Below are 15,886 nucleotides of genomic sequence, written 5' to 3'. Positions count from 1 at the left end.
CGGTCAGCCGAGCGGGCCGACCTCGCGTTCGATCGCGGCCCGCAGCGCCGGCCCGAGCACCACCTCGCGCGCCGCCTCCATCAGCGGGGCGAGGAACACGTCCGGCCCCGGCTCGCCGATCGCCCCGCCGAGCGCGGCCAGCGCCGCCCGGCCCGCCGGCGACGGCTCCAGCGGCGCCCGCAGCTGAAGTCCGCGTACGGCGGCCAGCAGCTCCACCGCGAGCAGGCTGGTCAGGTTGTCCAGCACGGTGCGCAGCTTCTTGGTGGCCGCCCAGCCCATCGAGACGTGGTCCTCCTGCATGCCGCTGGTGGGCAGCGAGTCGACCGAGGCGGGGGCGGCCAGCCGGCGGTTCTCCGCCACGATGCCGGCGGCGGTGTACTGGGCGATCATCAGCCCGGAGTTCACCCCGGCGTCGGGGGAGAGGAACGCCGGCAGGTCCCGGTTGCGGGCCACGTCGAGCAGCCGGTCCACCCGCCGTTCGGCGATCGCGCCCACCTCGGCGGCGGCGATGGCCAGGTAGTCGGCGGCGAAGCCGAGCGGCGCGCCGTGGAAGTTGCCCGTCGACTCGACCCGCCCGTCGGGCAGCACGACCGGGTTGTCCACCACGGACAGCAGCTCCCGGCCGGCGACCACCTCGACGAAGTCGAGCGTGTCCCGGGCCGCGCCGGCCACCTGCGGGGCACAGCGCATCGAGTACGCGTCCTGCACCGCGTGGGCCAGGTCGTCGCGGTGCGAGTCCATCACCGCCGAACCCTGCAGCAGCCGGTGGATGTTCGCCGCCGACGCGGCCTGCCCGGGGTGCGGGCGGATGGCGTGCAGCTCGGGCAGGAACGGCCGCTCCGAGCCGAGCATCGCCTCGATGGCCAGCGCGGCGGTGACGTCGGCCATGGCGAACAGGTGCCGGGCGTCGCGGACGGCCAGCAGCAGCATGCCGAGCATACCGTCGGTGCCGTTGATCAGCGCCAGTCCCTCCTTGGCGGCCAGCGACACCGGCGCCAGCCCGACCCGGCGCAGCGCGTCCGCGGCGGGGATCCGGTCGCCGGCCGGACCGAGCACCCAGCCCTCGCCGAGCAGCACCAGCGCGCAGTGCGCCAGCGGCGCGAGGTCACCCGACGCGCCGAGCGAGCCGTGCTCCGGCACCCAGGGCGTGACCTCGTGGTTGAGCAGGTCCACCAGCGCCTCGGCGACCAGCGGGCGGACGCCGGAGCGGCCCAGCGCGAGCGAGCGCACCCGCAGCAGCATCATGGCCCGCACCACCTCGCGGGGCATCGGCGCGCCCACGCCGGCCGCGTGCGAGCGGATCAGCGCGTGCTGCAACTCGGCCCGCCGCTCCGGGGCGACGAACGTGTTGGCCAGCGCCCCGAACCCGGTGGAGACGCCGTACACCGGGCGGCCGGCGGCCTCGATGCCGTCCACGATGGACCGGCTGGTCGCCATGGCCTCGGTGGCGGCCGGGTCGAGCACGACCTTGGCGGTGCCGCGAGCGACCGCGAGCACGTCGGCGGGGGTGATCCCGGTGGACAGGATGGTCACGGTGGTCATCGCGGCACTCCGTTGTGCAGAACCTGGCGGATCAGTGGCACACCCGGCCGGTAGGCCAGGTGCAGGTGGGTGGGGGCGTCGAGGATCATCAGGTCGGCCCGGGCCCCGGGGGTCAGCCGGCCCACGTCGGTGCGGCGCAGCGCCGCCGCCCCACCGGCGGTCGCGGCCCACACCGCCTCCGCCGGGGTCATCCGCATCTCGCGTACGGCGAGCGCGACGCAGAACGGCATCGACGAGGTGTACGAGGAACCGGGGTTGCAGTCGGTGGCCAGCGCCACGGTGACGCCGGCGTCGAGCAGCCGGCGCGCGTCCGGGTAGGGCGAGCGGGTGGAGAACTCCGCCCCGGGCAGCAGCGTGGCGACCGTGTTGGTCGGCGGCCCGGAGAGCCACTCGACGGTGGTCGAACCGGCGAGCGCGTCGATGTCGGCGTCGGTCAGGTGGGTGCAGTGGTCCACGCTGGCCGCGCCCAGTTCCACCCCGAGTTGGACGCCCGGCCCCGGGCCGAGCTGGTTGGCGTGCAGCCGCACGCCCAGACCGGCCGCCTGCCCGCAGGCGAGGATCGCCCGGGCGTGGTCGGCGTCGAACGCGCCCCGTTCGCAGAACACGTCGATCCAGCGGGCGTACGGCGCGGCGGCGGCCAGCATCGGGCCGCAGACCAGGCCCACGTAGTCGTCCGGGCGGTCGGCGTACTCGGCGGGGACCACGTGCGCGCCGAGGAACGTGGTGTCCTCGGTGAACTCGGCGGCGATCCGCAGCGAGCGGGCCTCCTCGGCGACGCTCAGGCCGTACCCGCTCTTGATCTCGACGGTGGTGGTGCCCTGCCGCAGCATCTCCGCGCGCAGCCGGCGCACGGTGGCGCGCAGGTCGTCGTCGGAGGCGGCGCGGGTGGCGCCGACGGTGGTCCGGATGCCGCCGCCGGTGTAGGGCTCGCCGGCCATCCGGGCGGCGAACTCGGCGGCCCGGTCACCGGCGAAGACCAGGTGGGCGTGGCTGTCCACGAAGCCGGGCAGCACGGCCGCGCCGTCGGCGTCGATCCGCCGGTCGGCGGCGGGCGCGTAGCGGGCCGGCCCGACCCAGGCCACCTTGCCGTCCTCGATCAGCAGGGCGGCGTCGCGGCGGACGCCCAGCGGGTCGCCGCCCCGCCCGTCGTTGGTGACCAGTTCGCCGATGTGGTCCACCAGCAGGCTGCCGATCACGACAACACCGCCGCGATCGAGTCCCGCAGCTCGGTGGGGACGTCGACGGTCAGGTGCCGGCCGTCGGCCACCACGGTCCGGCCGTCCACCACCACGTGCGTCACGTCGGCGGCGGTGGCCGCGAAGAACACGCCGACCGGCGGCACGCCGGCCGTGCGGGCGCTGTCCAGCCGTACCGTCACCAGGTCGGCCCGGTCGCCGACGGCGAGCCGGCCGGCGTCGCCCCAGCCGAGCGCGGCGTGCCCGCCCACGGTGGCGGCGGTGACCAGGTCGGCGGCGCTGAAGTGCCCCCGTTTCCGGGTGCGCAGCCGCTCGTCCAGCTCCACCGCGCGGGCCTCCTCGAACAGGTCCACCACGGCGTGGCTGTCGCTGCCGAGGCTGAGCGGGCTGCCCGCCTCGGCCATCCGGCGGGCCGGGCCGATCCCGTCGGCCAGGTCCCGCTCGGTGGTGGGGCAGAGGCAGACGCCGGTGCGACTGTCGCCGAGCAGCGCCACGTCGGCGGCGGTCGGGTGCGTGGCGTGCACGGCGGTGGTGTGCCGGCCGAGCACGCCGTGGTCGGCGAGCAGCCGGGTCGGGGTGCACCCGTGCACGGCCCGGCAGGCGTCGTTCTCGGCCGGCTGCTCGGACAGGTGCACGTGCAGCGGCAGCCCGTGCCGGTCGGCCCAGCCGGCCACGGTGGCGAGCTGCTCGGCGGGCACCGCGCGGACCGAGTGGATCGCCGCGCCGAGCCGGACGTGCTCGTCGGCCGGGCGGAACGCGTCGACCCGCTCCGCCCAGCGCAACGCGTCGCCGTCGCCGAACCGGCGCTGCGGGCCGACCAGCTCCGCGCCGTCCACCCCGGCGGTCAGGTACGCGGCGTCGAGCACGGTGAGCCGGATGCCGGCGTGCGCGGCGGCCTCGACCAGCACGGCGGACATCGCGTTCGGGTCGTCGTACGGGGTGCCGCCGGGGCCGTGGTGCAGGTAGTGGAACTCGCCCACGCAGGTGATCCCGGCGAGCGCCATCTCCGCGTACGCGGCCCGGGCCAACGCGAGGTAGGAGTCGGGGTCGAGCCGGGCGGCGACCGAGTACATGAGGTCCCGCCAGGACCAGAAGTCGCCGCGCCCGTCGTGGGTGCGCCCGCGCAGCGCCCGGTGGAACGCGTGCGAGTGGGCGTCGGCCAGCCCGGGCAGGGTCAGCCCGGGCAGCCGGGTGGCGTCGCCGAGCACCTCCACCCCGGCGGCCGGCGACCCGCCGCCGGTCAGCGGGGTGACGGCGGTGAGCCGCCCGTCCGTCGCCTCGATCAGCACGTCCGGGGTGGGCTCGGCGTGGTCGGGCAGCCAGGCGTACTCGGCCAGCCAGCGGGTCAACGGCATGCCAGCTCCTCCAGCACCCGGGCCAGGGCGGCGACCCCGGCGGCGCAGTCGGCGTCGGTGGCGGACTCGGCGGGGGAGTGCGACACCCCGGTCGGGTTGCGCACGAACAACATCGCGGTGGGCAGGTGCGCCGCCAGCACCCCCGCGTCGTGGCCGGCGCCGGTGGGCAGCACCGGCGCGTCGAGCAGCGTGACCAGCCGCCCGGCCAGCCCACCGTCGAACGCCACGAGCGGGGTCGCCGACTCCTGTGTGCAGGTCAGCGCGGTGCCGTCCCGGCCGGCCCGCTCGGCGGCCTTGGTCCGTACCGCCTCGACCAGACCGTACAGCGTGTCCGCCTCGGCCGCCCGGGCGTCCAGCCAGCCGGTGACCCGCGACGGGACGGCGTTGGTGGCGTTCGGCTCGACCGACACCCGGCCGACGGTGGCGTGCGCGCCGCGCAGCCGGGCCTCCTTGTTCGCGGCGAGCACGGTGAACGCGTAGGTGAGCATCGGGTCGCGGCGGTCGGCCATCCGGGTCGTACCCGCGTGGTTGCCCTCGCCGGTGAAGTCGAACCGCCACCGGCCGTGCGGCCAGATCGCGGAGGCCACCGCGACCGGCGTGTCCGCGTCGACCAGGGCGCGGCCCTGCTCGACGTGCAGCTCGACGAAGGCCGCGAAGCGGCCGAGCAGCGCCGGGTCGGCGCCCGCCGGCCGGTCGCCCAGCGCGTCGGCGAAGCTCACCCCGGCGTGGTCGCGCAGCCCGGCCGCGCGGTCGACGTCGATCTCGCCAGTGAGCAGCCTCGACCCCAGGCAGGGTACGCCGAACCGCGCGCCCTCCTCCTCGACGAACGCGGCCACCACCACCGGCCGGACCGGGGTGACGCCGGCGGCCCGCAGCTCGTCCACGGCGAGCAACGCGCTGACGATGCCGAGCGGCCCGTCGTACGCCCCGCCGTGCGGCACCGAGTCGAAGTGGCTGCCGGTGAGCACCGCGTCGCCGGCCGCCGGGTCGCCCCACCAGGCGAACATGTTGCCGTTGCCGTCCTCGGACACGGGCATGCCGCGCCGGTCGGCCTGGTCCCGGAACCAGGCGCGCAGGGTGAGTTCCGGCTCGGTCAGCGCGTAGCGCAGGTAGCCGCCGCTGCCGGCGTCCCGCCCGATCGGCGCGATCTCGTCCCACAGCTCCCGGAACCGGTGAGGAAGGGACCCTTTCCATGCAGGATGCGTTAACAAGGGGCCCCTCCTTACGCCTCGGCCATGGGGACGCGCACGCCGGTGCGCGCGGCGACCTCGCGGGCGTCGTCGTAGCCGGCGTCGACGTGCCGGATCACGCCCATCGCCGGGTCGTTGGTGAGCACCCGCTCGATCTTCTGCCCGGCCAGCTCGGTGCCGTCGGCCACGCAGACCTGGCCGGCGTGGATGGAGCGGCCGATCCCCACGCCGCCGCCGTGGTGGATGGACACCCAGGACGCGCCGCTGGCGGTGTTGACCAGCGCGTTGAGCAGCGGCCAGTCGGCGATCGCGTCGGAGCCGTCGGCCATCGCCTCGGTCTCCCGGTAGGGGCTGGCCACGCTGCCGCAGTCCAGGTGGTCCCGGCCGATCACCACCGGCGCGCTCAGCTCACCGGACGCGACCATCTCGTTGAACCGCACCCCGGCCCGGTCCCGTTCGCCGTAGCCGAGCCAGCAGATCCGCGCCGGCAGGCCCTGGAACGCGACCCGCTCGCCGGCCATCCGGATCCACCGGGCCAGGGAGTCGTTCTCCGGGAACAGGTCGAGGATGGCCCGGTCGGTGGCGGCGATGTCCTTCGGGTCGCCGGAGAGCGCGGCCCAGCGGAACGGGCCCTTGCCCTCGCAGAACAGCGGCCGGATGTACGCCGGCACGAAGCCGGGGAAGTCGAACGCCCGCTCGTACCCGCCGAGCTTCGCCTCGCCCCGGATCGAGTTGCCGTAGTCGAAGACCTCCGCGCCGGCGTCGAGGAAGCCGACCATCGCCTCGACGTGCTTGGCCATGGAGGCCCGCGCCCGGTCGGTGAACTCGGCCGGCTTGGCCGTCGCGTAGTCCCGGGCGTCGCCCGGCTCCACCCCCTCCGGCACGTACGACAGCGGGTCGTGCGCGCTGGTCTGGTCGGTCACGACGTCGATCGCGACGCCCCGGCGCAGCAGCTCGGGGAAGACGGTGGCGGCGTTGCCGACCACACCGACGCTCAACGCCCGCCGGTCCCGCTTCGCGGCGAGCGCCCGCTCGACCGCGTCGTCCAGCGAGTCGGCGATCTCGTCCAGGTAGCGGTCGTGCGCCCGCCGCTCCAACCGGGTCCGGTCCACGTCCACGACCAGGCAGGCGCCGCCGTTCATGGTGACCGCGAGCGGCTGCGCCCCGCCCATCCCGCCGCAGCCGGCGGTGAGCGTCAGCGTGCCGGCGAGCGACCCGCCGAACCGCTTGGCGGCGACCGCGGCGAACGTCTCGTAGGTGCCCTGGAGGATGCCCTGGGTGCCGATGTAGATCCAGGAGCCGGCGGTCATCTGCCCGTACATGGTCAGGCCGAGCGATTCGAGGCGGCGGAACTCCGGCCAGGTGGCCCAGTCGCCGACCAGGTTGGAGTTGGCCAGCAGCACCCGGGGCGCCCACTCGTGGGTGCGCATCACCCCGACCGGGCGTCCCGACTGCACCAGCATGGTCTCGTCGTCACGCAGCTCGGTGAGCGTCCGCACCAGCGCGTGGTACGACGGCCAGTCCCGGGCCGCCTTCCCGGTGCCGCCGTAGACGACCAGGTCCTCCGGGCGCTCGGCCACCTCCGGGTCGAGGTTGTTCATCAGCATCCGCAGGGCGGCCTCCTGCGGCCACCCCTTCGCGGTGCGCGTGGTGCCCCGGGCGGCGCGGACGGGCTGGTGCATCTCGTACTCCTCTCAGCCGAGGAACAACTGGCGGCGGGCGGCGGACGACTCGAACGCCTCGAGTCGGGTCTGGGTCTCGGCCGGTGCGGCGTCGCAGATCGCCTGGAGCACCACCATGGCCAGGGTCATCGGTGCGGTGTGCAGGTCGAAGACCAGATCGGCGCCGACGGCGGCCGGCAGGACCACGTCGGCGTGGTCGGCCGCGGGGCTCACCGGGGAGTCGGTGATCGCCACCACGGTCAGCCCGGCGTCGGCGGCCTCGCGGAGCGCGTCCAGCGTCTCCCGGGGGTAGCGGGGCAGCACGAAGGCGAGCAGCGCGGTGGCGCCGGCCGCGACCGCCTGGTCGAGGCGGTCGGCGAGCAGGCTGCCGCCGTCGTCGAGGACCCGCACGTCCGGGTGCACCTTGGCGGCGAAGTACGCGAAGTACGCGGCCAGCGGCGCGCCGGCGCGCAGCCCGAGCACCGGCAGCGGGCGGCTGGCGGCGAGCATCCGGCCCACCCCGGCGATCCGGTCGGCGTCGGCCAGTTGGGCGGCGAGCCGGTCGAGGTTCTCCATCTCGGCGTGCACGGCCCGTTGCAGGGCGTTCCCGGCGGCCGGGTCCGTCGCGCCGGCGGCGGTCAGCTCCCGCAGCCGGCGGCGCAGCGCCGGATAGCCGTCGTGCCCGAGCGCCATGGCGAACCGGGTGACCGAGGGCTGGCTGACCCCGGCCAGCTCGGCCACCTCCGCCGCGGACAGGTACGCCGCCGCGCCCGCGTGCCGCACCAGGCAGTGCGCGATGCGGCGCTGGGTCGGGGTGAGGCGGACGCCGTGGAAGAGGTCGAGCAGGCGGTCGGGGCTGGACGCGCCGCTTTCATTCACGGGCTGACTCTATGCATGAAAACTTTCACCGCGCAAGGCCGCGCCGCCCACCATCCGACCGCAGGGCGGACCCGCGAGCGTGCTCTCTGTACTATCCGCACGGCGGGTGAGCAGAGGAGTGGGGCATGCAGCCGGAAGGTCCGTACAGGTTCACCGAGGTGCTGGGCGAGTGCCAGGTCGGCAGGGCCTGGGCTGCGCTCGACGGGCAGGACCGGCCGGTGACCGTGGCGACGCTCGACGGGGCGGCGGCCGGCGACCAGCGGTGGCGTGAGGCCTTCACCAACGCCGCCAACGTGCTGGCGCAGACGCCGGGCGGTCACCGCTACGTCAACGCCGACTTCACCGCGGGCCAGCCCTGGGTGGCCTATCCGTCCGAGGAGGACGGCGCCGCCGAGCGGCTGTTCGGCTCCCTCGGTATGGACTACCAGCGCACCGCCACGGCCGAGATCCTCCCGCCGCCGCCCCCGGTCTCGGCGCCGCCGCAGCCGGTCTCGTCCCCGCCCCAGCTGCCGTGGAGCCCGCAGCCGTGGGCGATGGCGCCCCAGCAGCCGGTCTCCGGTGCGCCGTCGTCCGGCGCGCCGGTGTCACCCGGCATGCCGGTCCCGGTCATCCCCGCCCAGGCCACCGCTCCCGACCCGCTCGCCTCGACCGGCGGCCCCCGGATCGCCCCGGTGGCGCGCCCGCCGCGCAGCCGGACCGGTCTCTGGATCGGCGGCGTGGTGATGGCCGCGGTGCTGGCCGGCGGCGCCGGGCTGCTCGCCGGCGGGGCGCTGGCCGACGGTGACGAGCCGTCCACCCCCTCGGCGAGTGCCTCCCCGGCGCTCTACGAGGCCACCCAGCTCTCGCTGAACAAGGCGAAGTTCGACGCCGAGCTGATGCCGCTCGCCGAGCCCTGGCTCGGCGAGGTGGGTGGTTGCGCGATCAACACCGAGAAGAGCGGCCCGGCGCTCGCCGACGGCGAGAAGCAGCACGTCTTCTGCCGCTACCTGGGCGTGTCACTGCACTTCGCGGCATATGAGTCGGCCGAGAAGAAGGAGGCCGCCCGGGCCTTCCGACAGCAGATGGGCATCATCGGCCGGGCGCTCGCCCCGGGCATGCGGGAGGCCGCGCAGGCCACCGGCGGGGTCAGCGGCGCCACCGGCAACTACGTCGAGTACGCCGGCAACGGCCAGGACGGCCGCCCGGTCTGCGGTATCTGGTGGGGCCGGGACGACAAGGTCGCCGCGATCTACATGGAGACCCCGTGCGGGGCGGGCCTCGGCGGCAACTGGGACGCGCTCCGCGACCTCTGGCAGCGGCACAGCTAACGGACGGCCGCGCCGTTCGGCGGCGGCACCAGGCACACGTCGGTCCCCTTGGTGGCGCCGGCGACCAGGTCGAAGCGGACCACCCGGGCACCGCCGAACGGCCGCTCGGCGACGGCGACGCCACCGCCGCCGAGCCGGACGATGACGTCCCGGTTCGCCACGTCGGCCCAGTCGGTCGCCTGGAAGAGCCAGACCCGCGAGCGCCCCGCCAGCAGTGTCGACACCGTCCTCCCCGGACAGCCGCCGGGGCCGGCCGCCACCACGTACGCGTCCGCCGGGGGCCCGTACCAGGACTGGGCGTTCCACGAGACGGTGGTGGCCAGCACCAGGTCGCCCGGACGCCGTTGGGCGTCCAGATAGTCGAGCGCGGTGCGGTAGTCGGCCGCGTTGGCGCCGCCGCCCTGGGCGAAGGCCCGCGCCGGATGCACCGTCGCCACCAACACGGTGGCCAGCTGCGGCACCGCCAGGGCCAGCAGCAGCACCACCCCGACCACCCAGCGGACGCGAGCTGGCATCCCGGCCCGGACCTCCGGCGGCGCGGCGGCCAGCGCGGCGAGCACCAGGCAGGCCGGCACCGCGTAGAGCGCCAGGCGGCCGTTGAACGGGTAGACCGACACCGCCGCCCCGGCGAGCCCGGCCGCGAGCGGAGTGAGCAGGACCAGCACCGCGACGGCGGAGAGCCGGCGCAGGCCCGCGGCCGCGCCGAGCACCAGCAGCGGTATTACGACGAACGCGGACCAGGCCACGAACGGCACCGTCGCCAGGCTGCGGTAGGTCGCGACGATCCAGTCCACGGTGGCCGGCAGGTCGGTCAAGGGGTGGGCCGGATAGATCGACTTACCCTGCCAGTAGGCGGCGAGCTGCTGGTCCGCCAGCCCGGGCGCCAGGAACAGGACGTAGACCACCAGCGCCACCGCGGCCCAGGCCGGCGCCGGGGCGAGGAACCGACCAAGGTCCCGCCACCGCTGGCCCGGCAGGCGGCCCGGCCGGGTCAGCGTCCGCGCGACCAGCAGCACGCCGAGCGTGCCGGCGACCGGGATGGACAGCGTGCTGAAGACGGCCGCGACCGCGGCGACGGACCAGAACAGGGCCGCACCGGCCCAGCTCGGCACACCCTGGGACAGCAGCAGCGCCAGCCCGACCACCAGGGTCACGAAGAAGGCCTCGGCGCTGTACTGCTTCAGCTCGTTCGAGTAGCCGATCAGGAACGGGGCGACCGCGACGAGCAGCAGCGCCGTCAGTCCGGCCAGCGGCGGCAGGAGTCGTCGCCCGATCCCGGCCACCAGCGGCAGCAGCGCCAGCCCGAACAGCAGCGGGACGAGCCGCAGGGACCGTTCGGAGTCGCCGAGGTGCTCGAGGGAGAACCGTTCCAGCCACAGCCAACCGGGCGGCGCCGACTGGCTGAACGCCAGCGGCTGCAACAGGTCCAGGTAGCCACGCTCGCGCACGTTGTGCGCCACGTACAGCTCGTCGCTCCAGAAACTGCGCGCGAAGCCCCACTGCCGGATCCGCAGCCCGGCGCCGAAGGCCACGAGCAGGCCGGCGACCGGCCAGTAGGGCGACCGGCTGACCCGGTCCCACCCGGAGGCGGCGAACGCCGCCGGTCGGGGCGCCGTCGCCGGCGCCGGTGACCCGGGCGCCACCGCGGGGGAGAACGCCGGCAGCGGGCGTGTCACGGACACGGCGAGACCGTATCAAAGCAGCGTTCGCGTCAGCGGCCCCGCGCGCCCGGCCCCGCGCCCTCCGGCGGATCGGCCACGGTGGACGGCACCAGCGACCCGATCATCCGTGCCGCCCGCTGGTGCCGGCGGGCCGGACGCGGTAGGCCCAGCAGGAACTCGGGGAACATGCCGAAGAAGGTCCGGGCGCTGCGCAGCTCCAGCGTGTGTGCCCGCGACCAGCGCAACGAGTTCGTCGCCCGGGCCCAGTGGTGGGTCCACCGCACGTCGCCGAGCAGCGCGACCGGCAGCCCGTGCCGCCAGGCGCGCAGACCCAGCTCGTGGTCCTCGTAGTAGAGGAAGAACCGCTCGTTCCACCCGCCCAGCGCGGTCACGTCCGTGGTCCGGCCCGCCACCGCAGCCCCCATCAGCCAGGCGACGTGGACCACCTCGCCGGGACCGGCCGCTATCCGGTAGGACGCGTGCAGGCGGGACAGCGGCCACACCCTGCGGTTGCCCAGCTTCGCGGTGGCGTACGGGAATCCGCGACCGTTCGCCTGCGGCGTGCCGTCGGCGCCGAGCAGTTGCGGCCCGACCAGTCCGCCGTGCGTGTCCAGGTGCCGGGCCAGCGCGTCCAGGCCGGCCGGGCGCACCTCCAGGTCCGGGTTGGCGAACAACACGTAGCGGCCCGCCGCCTGGCGCAGCGCCACGTTGTTGGCACGGGAGAAGCCGACGTTCTCCGGCAACCGGATCACCCGCGCGCCCAGCTCCTCGGCGACGGCCGCCGAGTCGTCGGCGGAGGCGTTGTCGACCACCAGCCACTCGTACGGCTTCCCGCCGGACCAGCAGCGACGCAGCGTCTCCGCCGAGTTGTAGGTGACCGTCACCACGGTCCACACCGGTCCCGCCATCACGCCCTCCGAGCGGTCAGGTAGCCGAGCAGCGAACCGAAACCGAACCGGCGGCCGGTCCACCGCCGCCGCGCCCCCGGCCCTTCGACCAGTCCGCGCCCGACGCCCCGCAGGAACGGCCGCAGCAGGCCCTGTCGGACCCGGCGGGCGGCCAACGCGACGTGCGCCAGCGCGAGCACCGGCACCGCGACCAGCAGCAACGGCCAGGTGAACGTGCGCGCCGCCACCAGCAGCCGGTTGCGGGCCAGCAGGAAGGCCCGGAACCCCTGCAACCGGTCGTCGCCGTCCACGCTGTGCCCGCCGGCGTGCGGCAGCACCAGGTCCAGCCCGCGCGTGCGCAGACCGGCGGCGTAGAGCCGGAACGCCAGGTCGGCGTCCTCACCCCAGGCGAACAGGTGCTCGCAGAATCCGCCGAACCGGCGGTACAGCGCGGTCGGGAAGACCGCCGCCCCGCCGGACGGGCCCAGCGGCGCCCGGGCCACCGTCGCCGGGCGGTCGATGAAGAGCGACACCGGGTTCAGGTCGATGCCGACGTAATCGCCGCCGTGCATGGCGAGGCCGACCGCGAGCGGGGTGTCCGGGTGCTCGGCCGCGGCGGCGCAGATCCGGGCCAGCGCGCCGTCGGGCAGCCACACGTCGGGGTTCAACAGCAGGACGTGACCCGTGCCGACCGTCTCCACGGCCCGGTTGCACCCGGCGGCGAAACCCGGGTTGCCGTCGTCCGGCAGGTAGGCGTAGCGGTCGGCGGGCAGGTGGGCGGCGACGACGTCGGCGCACCCGTCCGCCGGCCAGTTGTCCGCGAAGACGAACCGCACCGGCAGGTCGCCGGCGCCGCGTACCCAGGTCGGCAGCGTCTCGGCCAGCATGCCGGCGGACCGGTACAGGACCGTGACCACCGTCAGCCCGTCGAACGACGTCCCGCTCACGCCGCGGTCCTCCCCAGCCGGTGCAGGATCCACAGACCGGGCACCAGGCTCAGCCAGGTCGGATAGATCAACGGATACAGCTCGTAGACGCCGAACAGGGCGAAGTAGACGACGAAGGCCCTGGCCAACTGCCCGGCCGGAGCCGCCGAGAACTCGAACCACCGTTCCGTCGCGCCGACCGCCAGGCCGAGCGCGAGCAGGAAGAACACCGCGCCGAGCGGCCCGTAGTCGAGCAGCGGGATGGCCACGAAGGTGGCGGTGTTCATCAGGTACGGCTGGCTGAGCTGTGAGGTCAATCCGTACAGGTCCGCCTTGCCGACGATCGGTTCGACCCGGGAGCCGAGAAACGTCAGCGAGTATGTGCCGTACCGGGGGTCCAGGTGCTCCCGCTGCGACCAGACCCGCCCGAACGTCTCGGTGGAGGAACTGAGGGACAAGTCGAGCGAGCCGGCGCTGCTGGTCAACGCGTTGCTGCCGTAACGGGCCCGGAACTCGGTCTCGAACGCGCCGGTGCCGGCCATGGTGCGCTGCCCGCCGAGGAACACCGCCGCGCCGAGCGCCACGGCGCCGATCAGGAGCACCACCGGCGTCCGCGCGGCCAGGAACCTCGCGGCCCGCCCCCGGGTACGCCGCACCGACAGCGCGGCGATCAGCGCCGGCGCGATGCCCACCAGCACCGAGTTCTTGCTCGCGCCGAGCGCGGCGCCGACGGTGAAGACCGCCGTGAGCGCGTAGTAGACCGGCAGCGCCCGCCGCTGCCCGGACAGCGCCCGCAGCAGCGAGATGCCCATCCCGAGCGTCCACGCCTCGGAGAGCAGACCGATGACCAGGTTGGACTGTTCGCGGAGTACCTGCCGGGCAGCGTCCGGGTTGTCGGCGAGCAGCGGCGGCACGGTGCCCCGGAAACGGACCGCCGCGGTCGCCGCCGCGACACCGAGCAGCACGAGCAGGTAGGTCAGCAGGCGCCGCTCGGACGGCCAGGTCAGCTCCGGCCGGGCCCGCGCGCCGACGTCGTCCCGCCGATCGACCAACCGCCGCCCGGCCGCCCAGGCCAGCAGGAAGACGGTCACGTAGCCGGCCAGCACCGGCAGCACCCCGCGACCGGCCCAGGAGTCGTACGGGCCGGGCAGTACGCGCACGGCGGTCAGCGCGGCGGTCCAGACGGCGGCGCACGCGGCCAACGCCCACATCCGGCTACGCGCGGCCAGCAGCGCGCCGACGGCCAGCGCGATCGTGACCGCGATCCCGGCGTCCCAGGTCGACACGAGCAGGACCACCCCGAGCGCGAACGGGATCCCGACCGACCAGAGCCGTCGCTCAGCGGGTGTCATGGGCCACCGCTCGGTAGAGGTCGAACCAGGTGTCCACACAGCCGGCGAAGGAGTGCCGGGCGGTGTACTCCCGGGCCAGTGCGTGGCGTCGCTCGTCCCACGCGCCCGGCTGGGTGGCCGTGCGTACCGCGGAGGCCAACGCCGGCGCGGTCAGCTCGGCCCGGTAGGCGAGCACGCCGTCGCCGGCCGCGGTGACCTCGGCCAGACCGCCGACCCCGGAGTGCACCACGGGCACGCCGAGCGACATCGCCTCCAGCGCGCTGCGCCCGAACGCCTCCACCCGGGACGGCACCAGCAGGCAGTGCACCCTCCGGAGGAAGTCGGCCGCGTCCACCCGGCCGATCAGGTGCAGGTTGGGCCGTGCGGCCAGCCGCGTGGTGCCGGCGCCGGCGACGAGGAACTCGACGTCGGGCAGTGCGGTCGCCACGTCGGGGAGCAGGTCGGCCCCCTTCTCCCGTTCCAGCCGGCCGAGGAAGCCGACGCGGACCGGACCGTCCGGCGCGGGGTCCGGTCCGTCGGCCGCGTCCGGCCAGATCGCGGGGAGCGGGTTCGGGATCACGTGCACATCCCGGACCTTCCCGCGTACCCGAAGTTCCCGCGCCTCGAAGGCGGAGACCGCCACGGTCGCGTGCGGCCGGAGCCGACGCAGCATCAGGTCGGTGCTGATGTTGGCCTGCACCGCGGCCCTGGCCCGCAGCGACCCGGCCGCGTCGCGGTACTGCCAGAGGCTGTTGTGCAACGTCACCACCAGCGGGGTGCGCCGGCCGCGCAGACCCAGCCCGGCGCGGGCGTGCATCGCGGCGGAGAGGAGGTGCGCGCTCACCACGTCCGGCCGCAGCTCGTCGACGAGCGCCCGGATCCGTCGCGCGTAGTCGAGGTCGACCCGCCTGGCGGCGCCGAGCGGCAGCCACCGCACGCCCGCCGCCCGCAACGCCTCCGCCACCTCGTCGTCCGGGGTGGCGGCCACCACCTCGACACCTCGGGCGGCCAGCGCCGGCAGCATCTCGACCAGGAAGCGCTCCGCGCCGCCGAGCTGCCGCCGGCCGGAACCCCCCGTGGTGCAGACGAACAGCACCCTCATCGGGCACCCATGCCCTCGAGGGCGCCCCGCGCGACCGCCCGCCGGGCCGCGCCGCCGCCGACGGCGGCGCGCGCGAGCACCCCGACGGTGTACGCGGAACAGGCGACCGTGCCACGCCAGCCGGCCAGTTCGCGGCTGGCCCGGATGAACTCCCGGGTCTGCCGTCGGGCGATCTCCTCCGCGGCCCACCGGCGCTTCGCGCTCGCGTCGTCCTCGTGCGTGACCACGGCCTCCGGCAGGTACGCCAGGCGCAGCCCCAGCCGACGCACGGCCCAGCACAGTCGCAGGTCCTCGGAGTAGAAGAACGACGACTCGTCCACCCCGCCGATCCGGTCCAGCGTCTCCCGCCGGATCGCCACGAACGGCCCGGAGAGCCAGTCCCCCCGCTCCGGCGGGGCCACGATCCGCAGCTTCGGGAAGACGAGGCTGAGCCCGGTGGCGTGGGCCATCCCGGTGCCCACGGTCAGGAACCGGCCGGCGGCGGTCTGGTCCCGACCGGTGGCGTCCAGCACCTTCGGGAACGCCGCGCCGACCGTCGGGTCGTCGAGCGCGGCGGTCAACCGCTCGATCGCGCCCGGCCGTACCAGGATGTCGTTGTTGGACAGGACCACCCGGGAGCGGGTGCTGTGCCGGACGCCGAGGTTCATGCCCCGGGCGTAGCCGAGGTTCGTCTCCGACCGGACGTACCGGGCGCCGGTCTCGGCGCACATGGCCCGCAGCGCTTCGCTGATCGCGGTGGCGCTGCCGTTGTCGACGACGACGGCTTCCACGCCGGCCGGCAACGAACGGACACAGCCGTCGGTGCGCTCGAAGTCTTCCCAGGTCAGAACAACGATTGAGACGTCCACC

General features: G+C 75.1%; 13 protein-coding genes. 1 reads left to right on the top strand and 12 read right to left on the bottom strand.

Annotated features, from left to right (window positions below; translation table 11 throughout):
- Positions 1 to 3: 3 nt before the first annotated feature.
- Genes hutH through GA0070622_RS27340 form a run of 6 tightly spaced genes read right to left on the bottom strand, consistent with a single transcriptional unit; the run spans position 4 to position 7,823 of the window.
- Positions 4 to 1,542: a histidine ammonia-lyase gene (hutH, locus tag GA0070622_RS27365; RefSeq protein WP_091580997.1), complete on the bottom strand. Its 1,539-nt coding sequence runs from the start codon at positions 1,540 to 1,542 to the stop codon at positions 4 to 6.
- Complete coding sequence (gene hutI, locus GA0070622_RS27360) at positions 1,539 to 2,735, bottom strand: imidazolonepropionase (RefSeq protein ID WP_091584092.1); 1,197 nt, start codon at positions 2,733 to 2,735, stop codon at positions 1,539 to 1,541. The genes hutH and hutI overlap by 4 nt, the downstream gene beginning before the upstream one ends.
- On the bottom strand, positions 2,735 to 4,087 hold the full coding sequence (locus GA0070622_RS27355) for a formimidoylglutamate deiminase (RefSeq protein WP_176710611.1): 1,353 nt from the start codon (positions 4,085 to 4,087) through the stop codon (positions 2,735 to 2,737). Before GA0070622_RS27355 ends, hutI begins: the two co-directional genes overlap by 1 nt.
- Positions 4,084 to 5,304, bottom strand: a complete 1,221-nt coding sequence (locus GA0070622_RS27350; RefSeq protein WP_091580990.1) for an allantoate amidohydrolase — start codon at positions 5,302 to 5,304, stop codon at positions 4,084 to 4,086. Before GA0070622_RS27350 ends, GA0070622_RS27355 begins: the two co-directional genes overlap by 4 nt.
- Before the next feature lie 11 nt (positions 5,305 to 5,315).
- Positions 5,316 to 6,965, bottom strand: coding sequence for a urocanate hydratase (gene hutU / locus GA0070622_RS27345; RefSeq protein ID WP_091580985.1), 1,650 nt, complete (start codon positions 6,963 to 6,965; stop codon positions 5,316 to 5,318).
- A gap of 12 nt (positions 6,966 to 6,977) precedes the next feature.
- Positions 6,978 to 7,823: a MurR/RpiR family transcriptional regulator gene (locus tag GA0070622_RS27340; protein WP_091580981.1), complete on the bottom strand. Its 846-nt coding sequence runs from the start codon at positions 7,821 to 7,823 to the stop codon at positions 6,978 to 6,980.
- 125 nt (positions 7,824 to 7,948) lie between these two features.
- Here GA0070622_RS27340 and GA0070622_RS27335 point away from each other — a divergent pair, with 125 nt between their 5' ends.
- Positions 7,949 to 9,130: a hypothetical protein gene (locus GA0070622_RS27335; RefSeq protein WP_091580978.1), complete on the top strand. Its 1,182-nt coding sequence runs from the start codon at positions 7,949 to 7,951 to the stop codon at positions 9,128 to 9,130.
- Here the strand turns inward: GA0070622_RS27335 and GA0070622_RS27330 are convergent.
- Genes GA0070622_RS27330 through GA0070622_RS27305 form a run of 6 tightly spaced genes read right to left on the bottom strand, consistent with a single transcriptional unit; the run spans position 9,127 to position 15,885 of the window.
- Positions 9,127 to 10,812, bottom strand: coding sequence for a glycosyltransferase family 39 protein (locus GA0070622_RS27330; protein WP_176710578.1), 1,686 nt, complete (start codon positions 10,810 to 10,812; stop codon positions 9,127 to 9,129). The two genes, GA0070622_RS27335 and GA0070622_RS27330, sit on opposite strands and share 4 nt — an antisense overlap.
- A 29-nt stretch (positions 10,813 to 10,841) precedes the next feature.
- A complete protein-coding gene (locus GA0070622_RS27325; RefSeq protein WP_091580974.1) occupies positions 10,842 to 11,699 on the bottom strand; it encodes a glycosyltransferase in 858 nt (285 codons plus the stop codon).
- Positions 11,699 to 12,625 carry a glycosyltransferase family 2 protein gene (locus GA0070622_RS27320; RefSeq protein ID WP_245666850.1) on the bottom strand — a complete coding sequence of 309 codons (927 nt, stop codon included), beginning with the start codon at positions 12,623 to 12,625 and terminating at the stop codon, positions 11,699 to 11,701. The genes GA0070622_RS27325 and GA0070622_RS27320 overlap by 1 nt, the downstream gene beginning before the upstream one ends.
- Positions 12,622 to 13,956, bottom strand: coding sequence for a hypothetical protein (locus tag GA0070622_RS27315; RefSeq protein ID WP_091580969.1), 1,335 nt, complete (start codon positions 13,954 to 13,956; stop codon positions 12,622 to 12,624). The genes GA0070622_RS27320 and GA0070622_RS27315 overlap by 4 nt, the downstream gene beginning before the upstream one ends.
- Entirely contained in the window at positions 13,943 to 15,037 is a 1,095-nt protein-coding gene (locus GA0070622_RS27310) for a glycosyltransferase family 4 protein (protein ID WP_091580966.1), read from the bottom strand. Before GA0070622_RS27310 ends, GA0070622_RS27315 begins: the two co-directional genes overlap by 14 nt.
- Positions 15,034 to 15,885, bottom strand: coding sequence for a glycosyltransferase (locus tag GA0070622_RS27305; protein WP_091580962.1), 852 nt, complete (start codon positions 15,883 to 15,885; stop codon positions 15,034 to 15,036). Before GA0070622_RS27305 ends, GA0070622_RS27310 begins: the two co-directional genes overlap by 4 nt.
- Between the last annotated feature and the right edge of the window lies 1 nt (position 15,886).

This window comes from Micromonospora sediminicola, from assembly GCF_900089585.1.
GTDB classification, from domain to species: Bacteria; Actinomycetota; Actinomycetes; order Mycobacteriales; family Micromonosporaceae; genus Micromonospora; species Micromonospora sediminicola.
The sequence above is the reverse complement of the archived record's forward strand: the minus strand, read 5'-3'. Positions and strand labels throughout refer to the sequence as shown.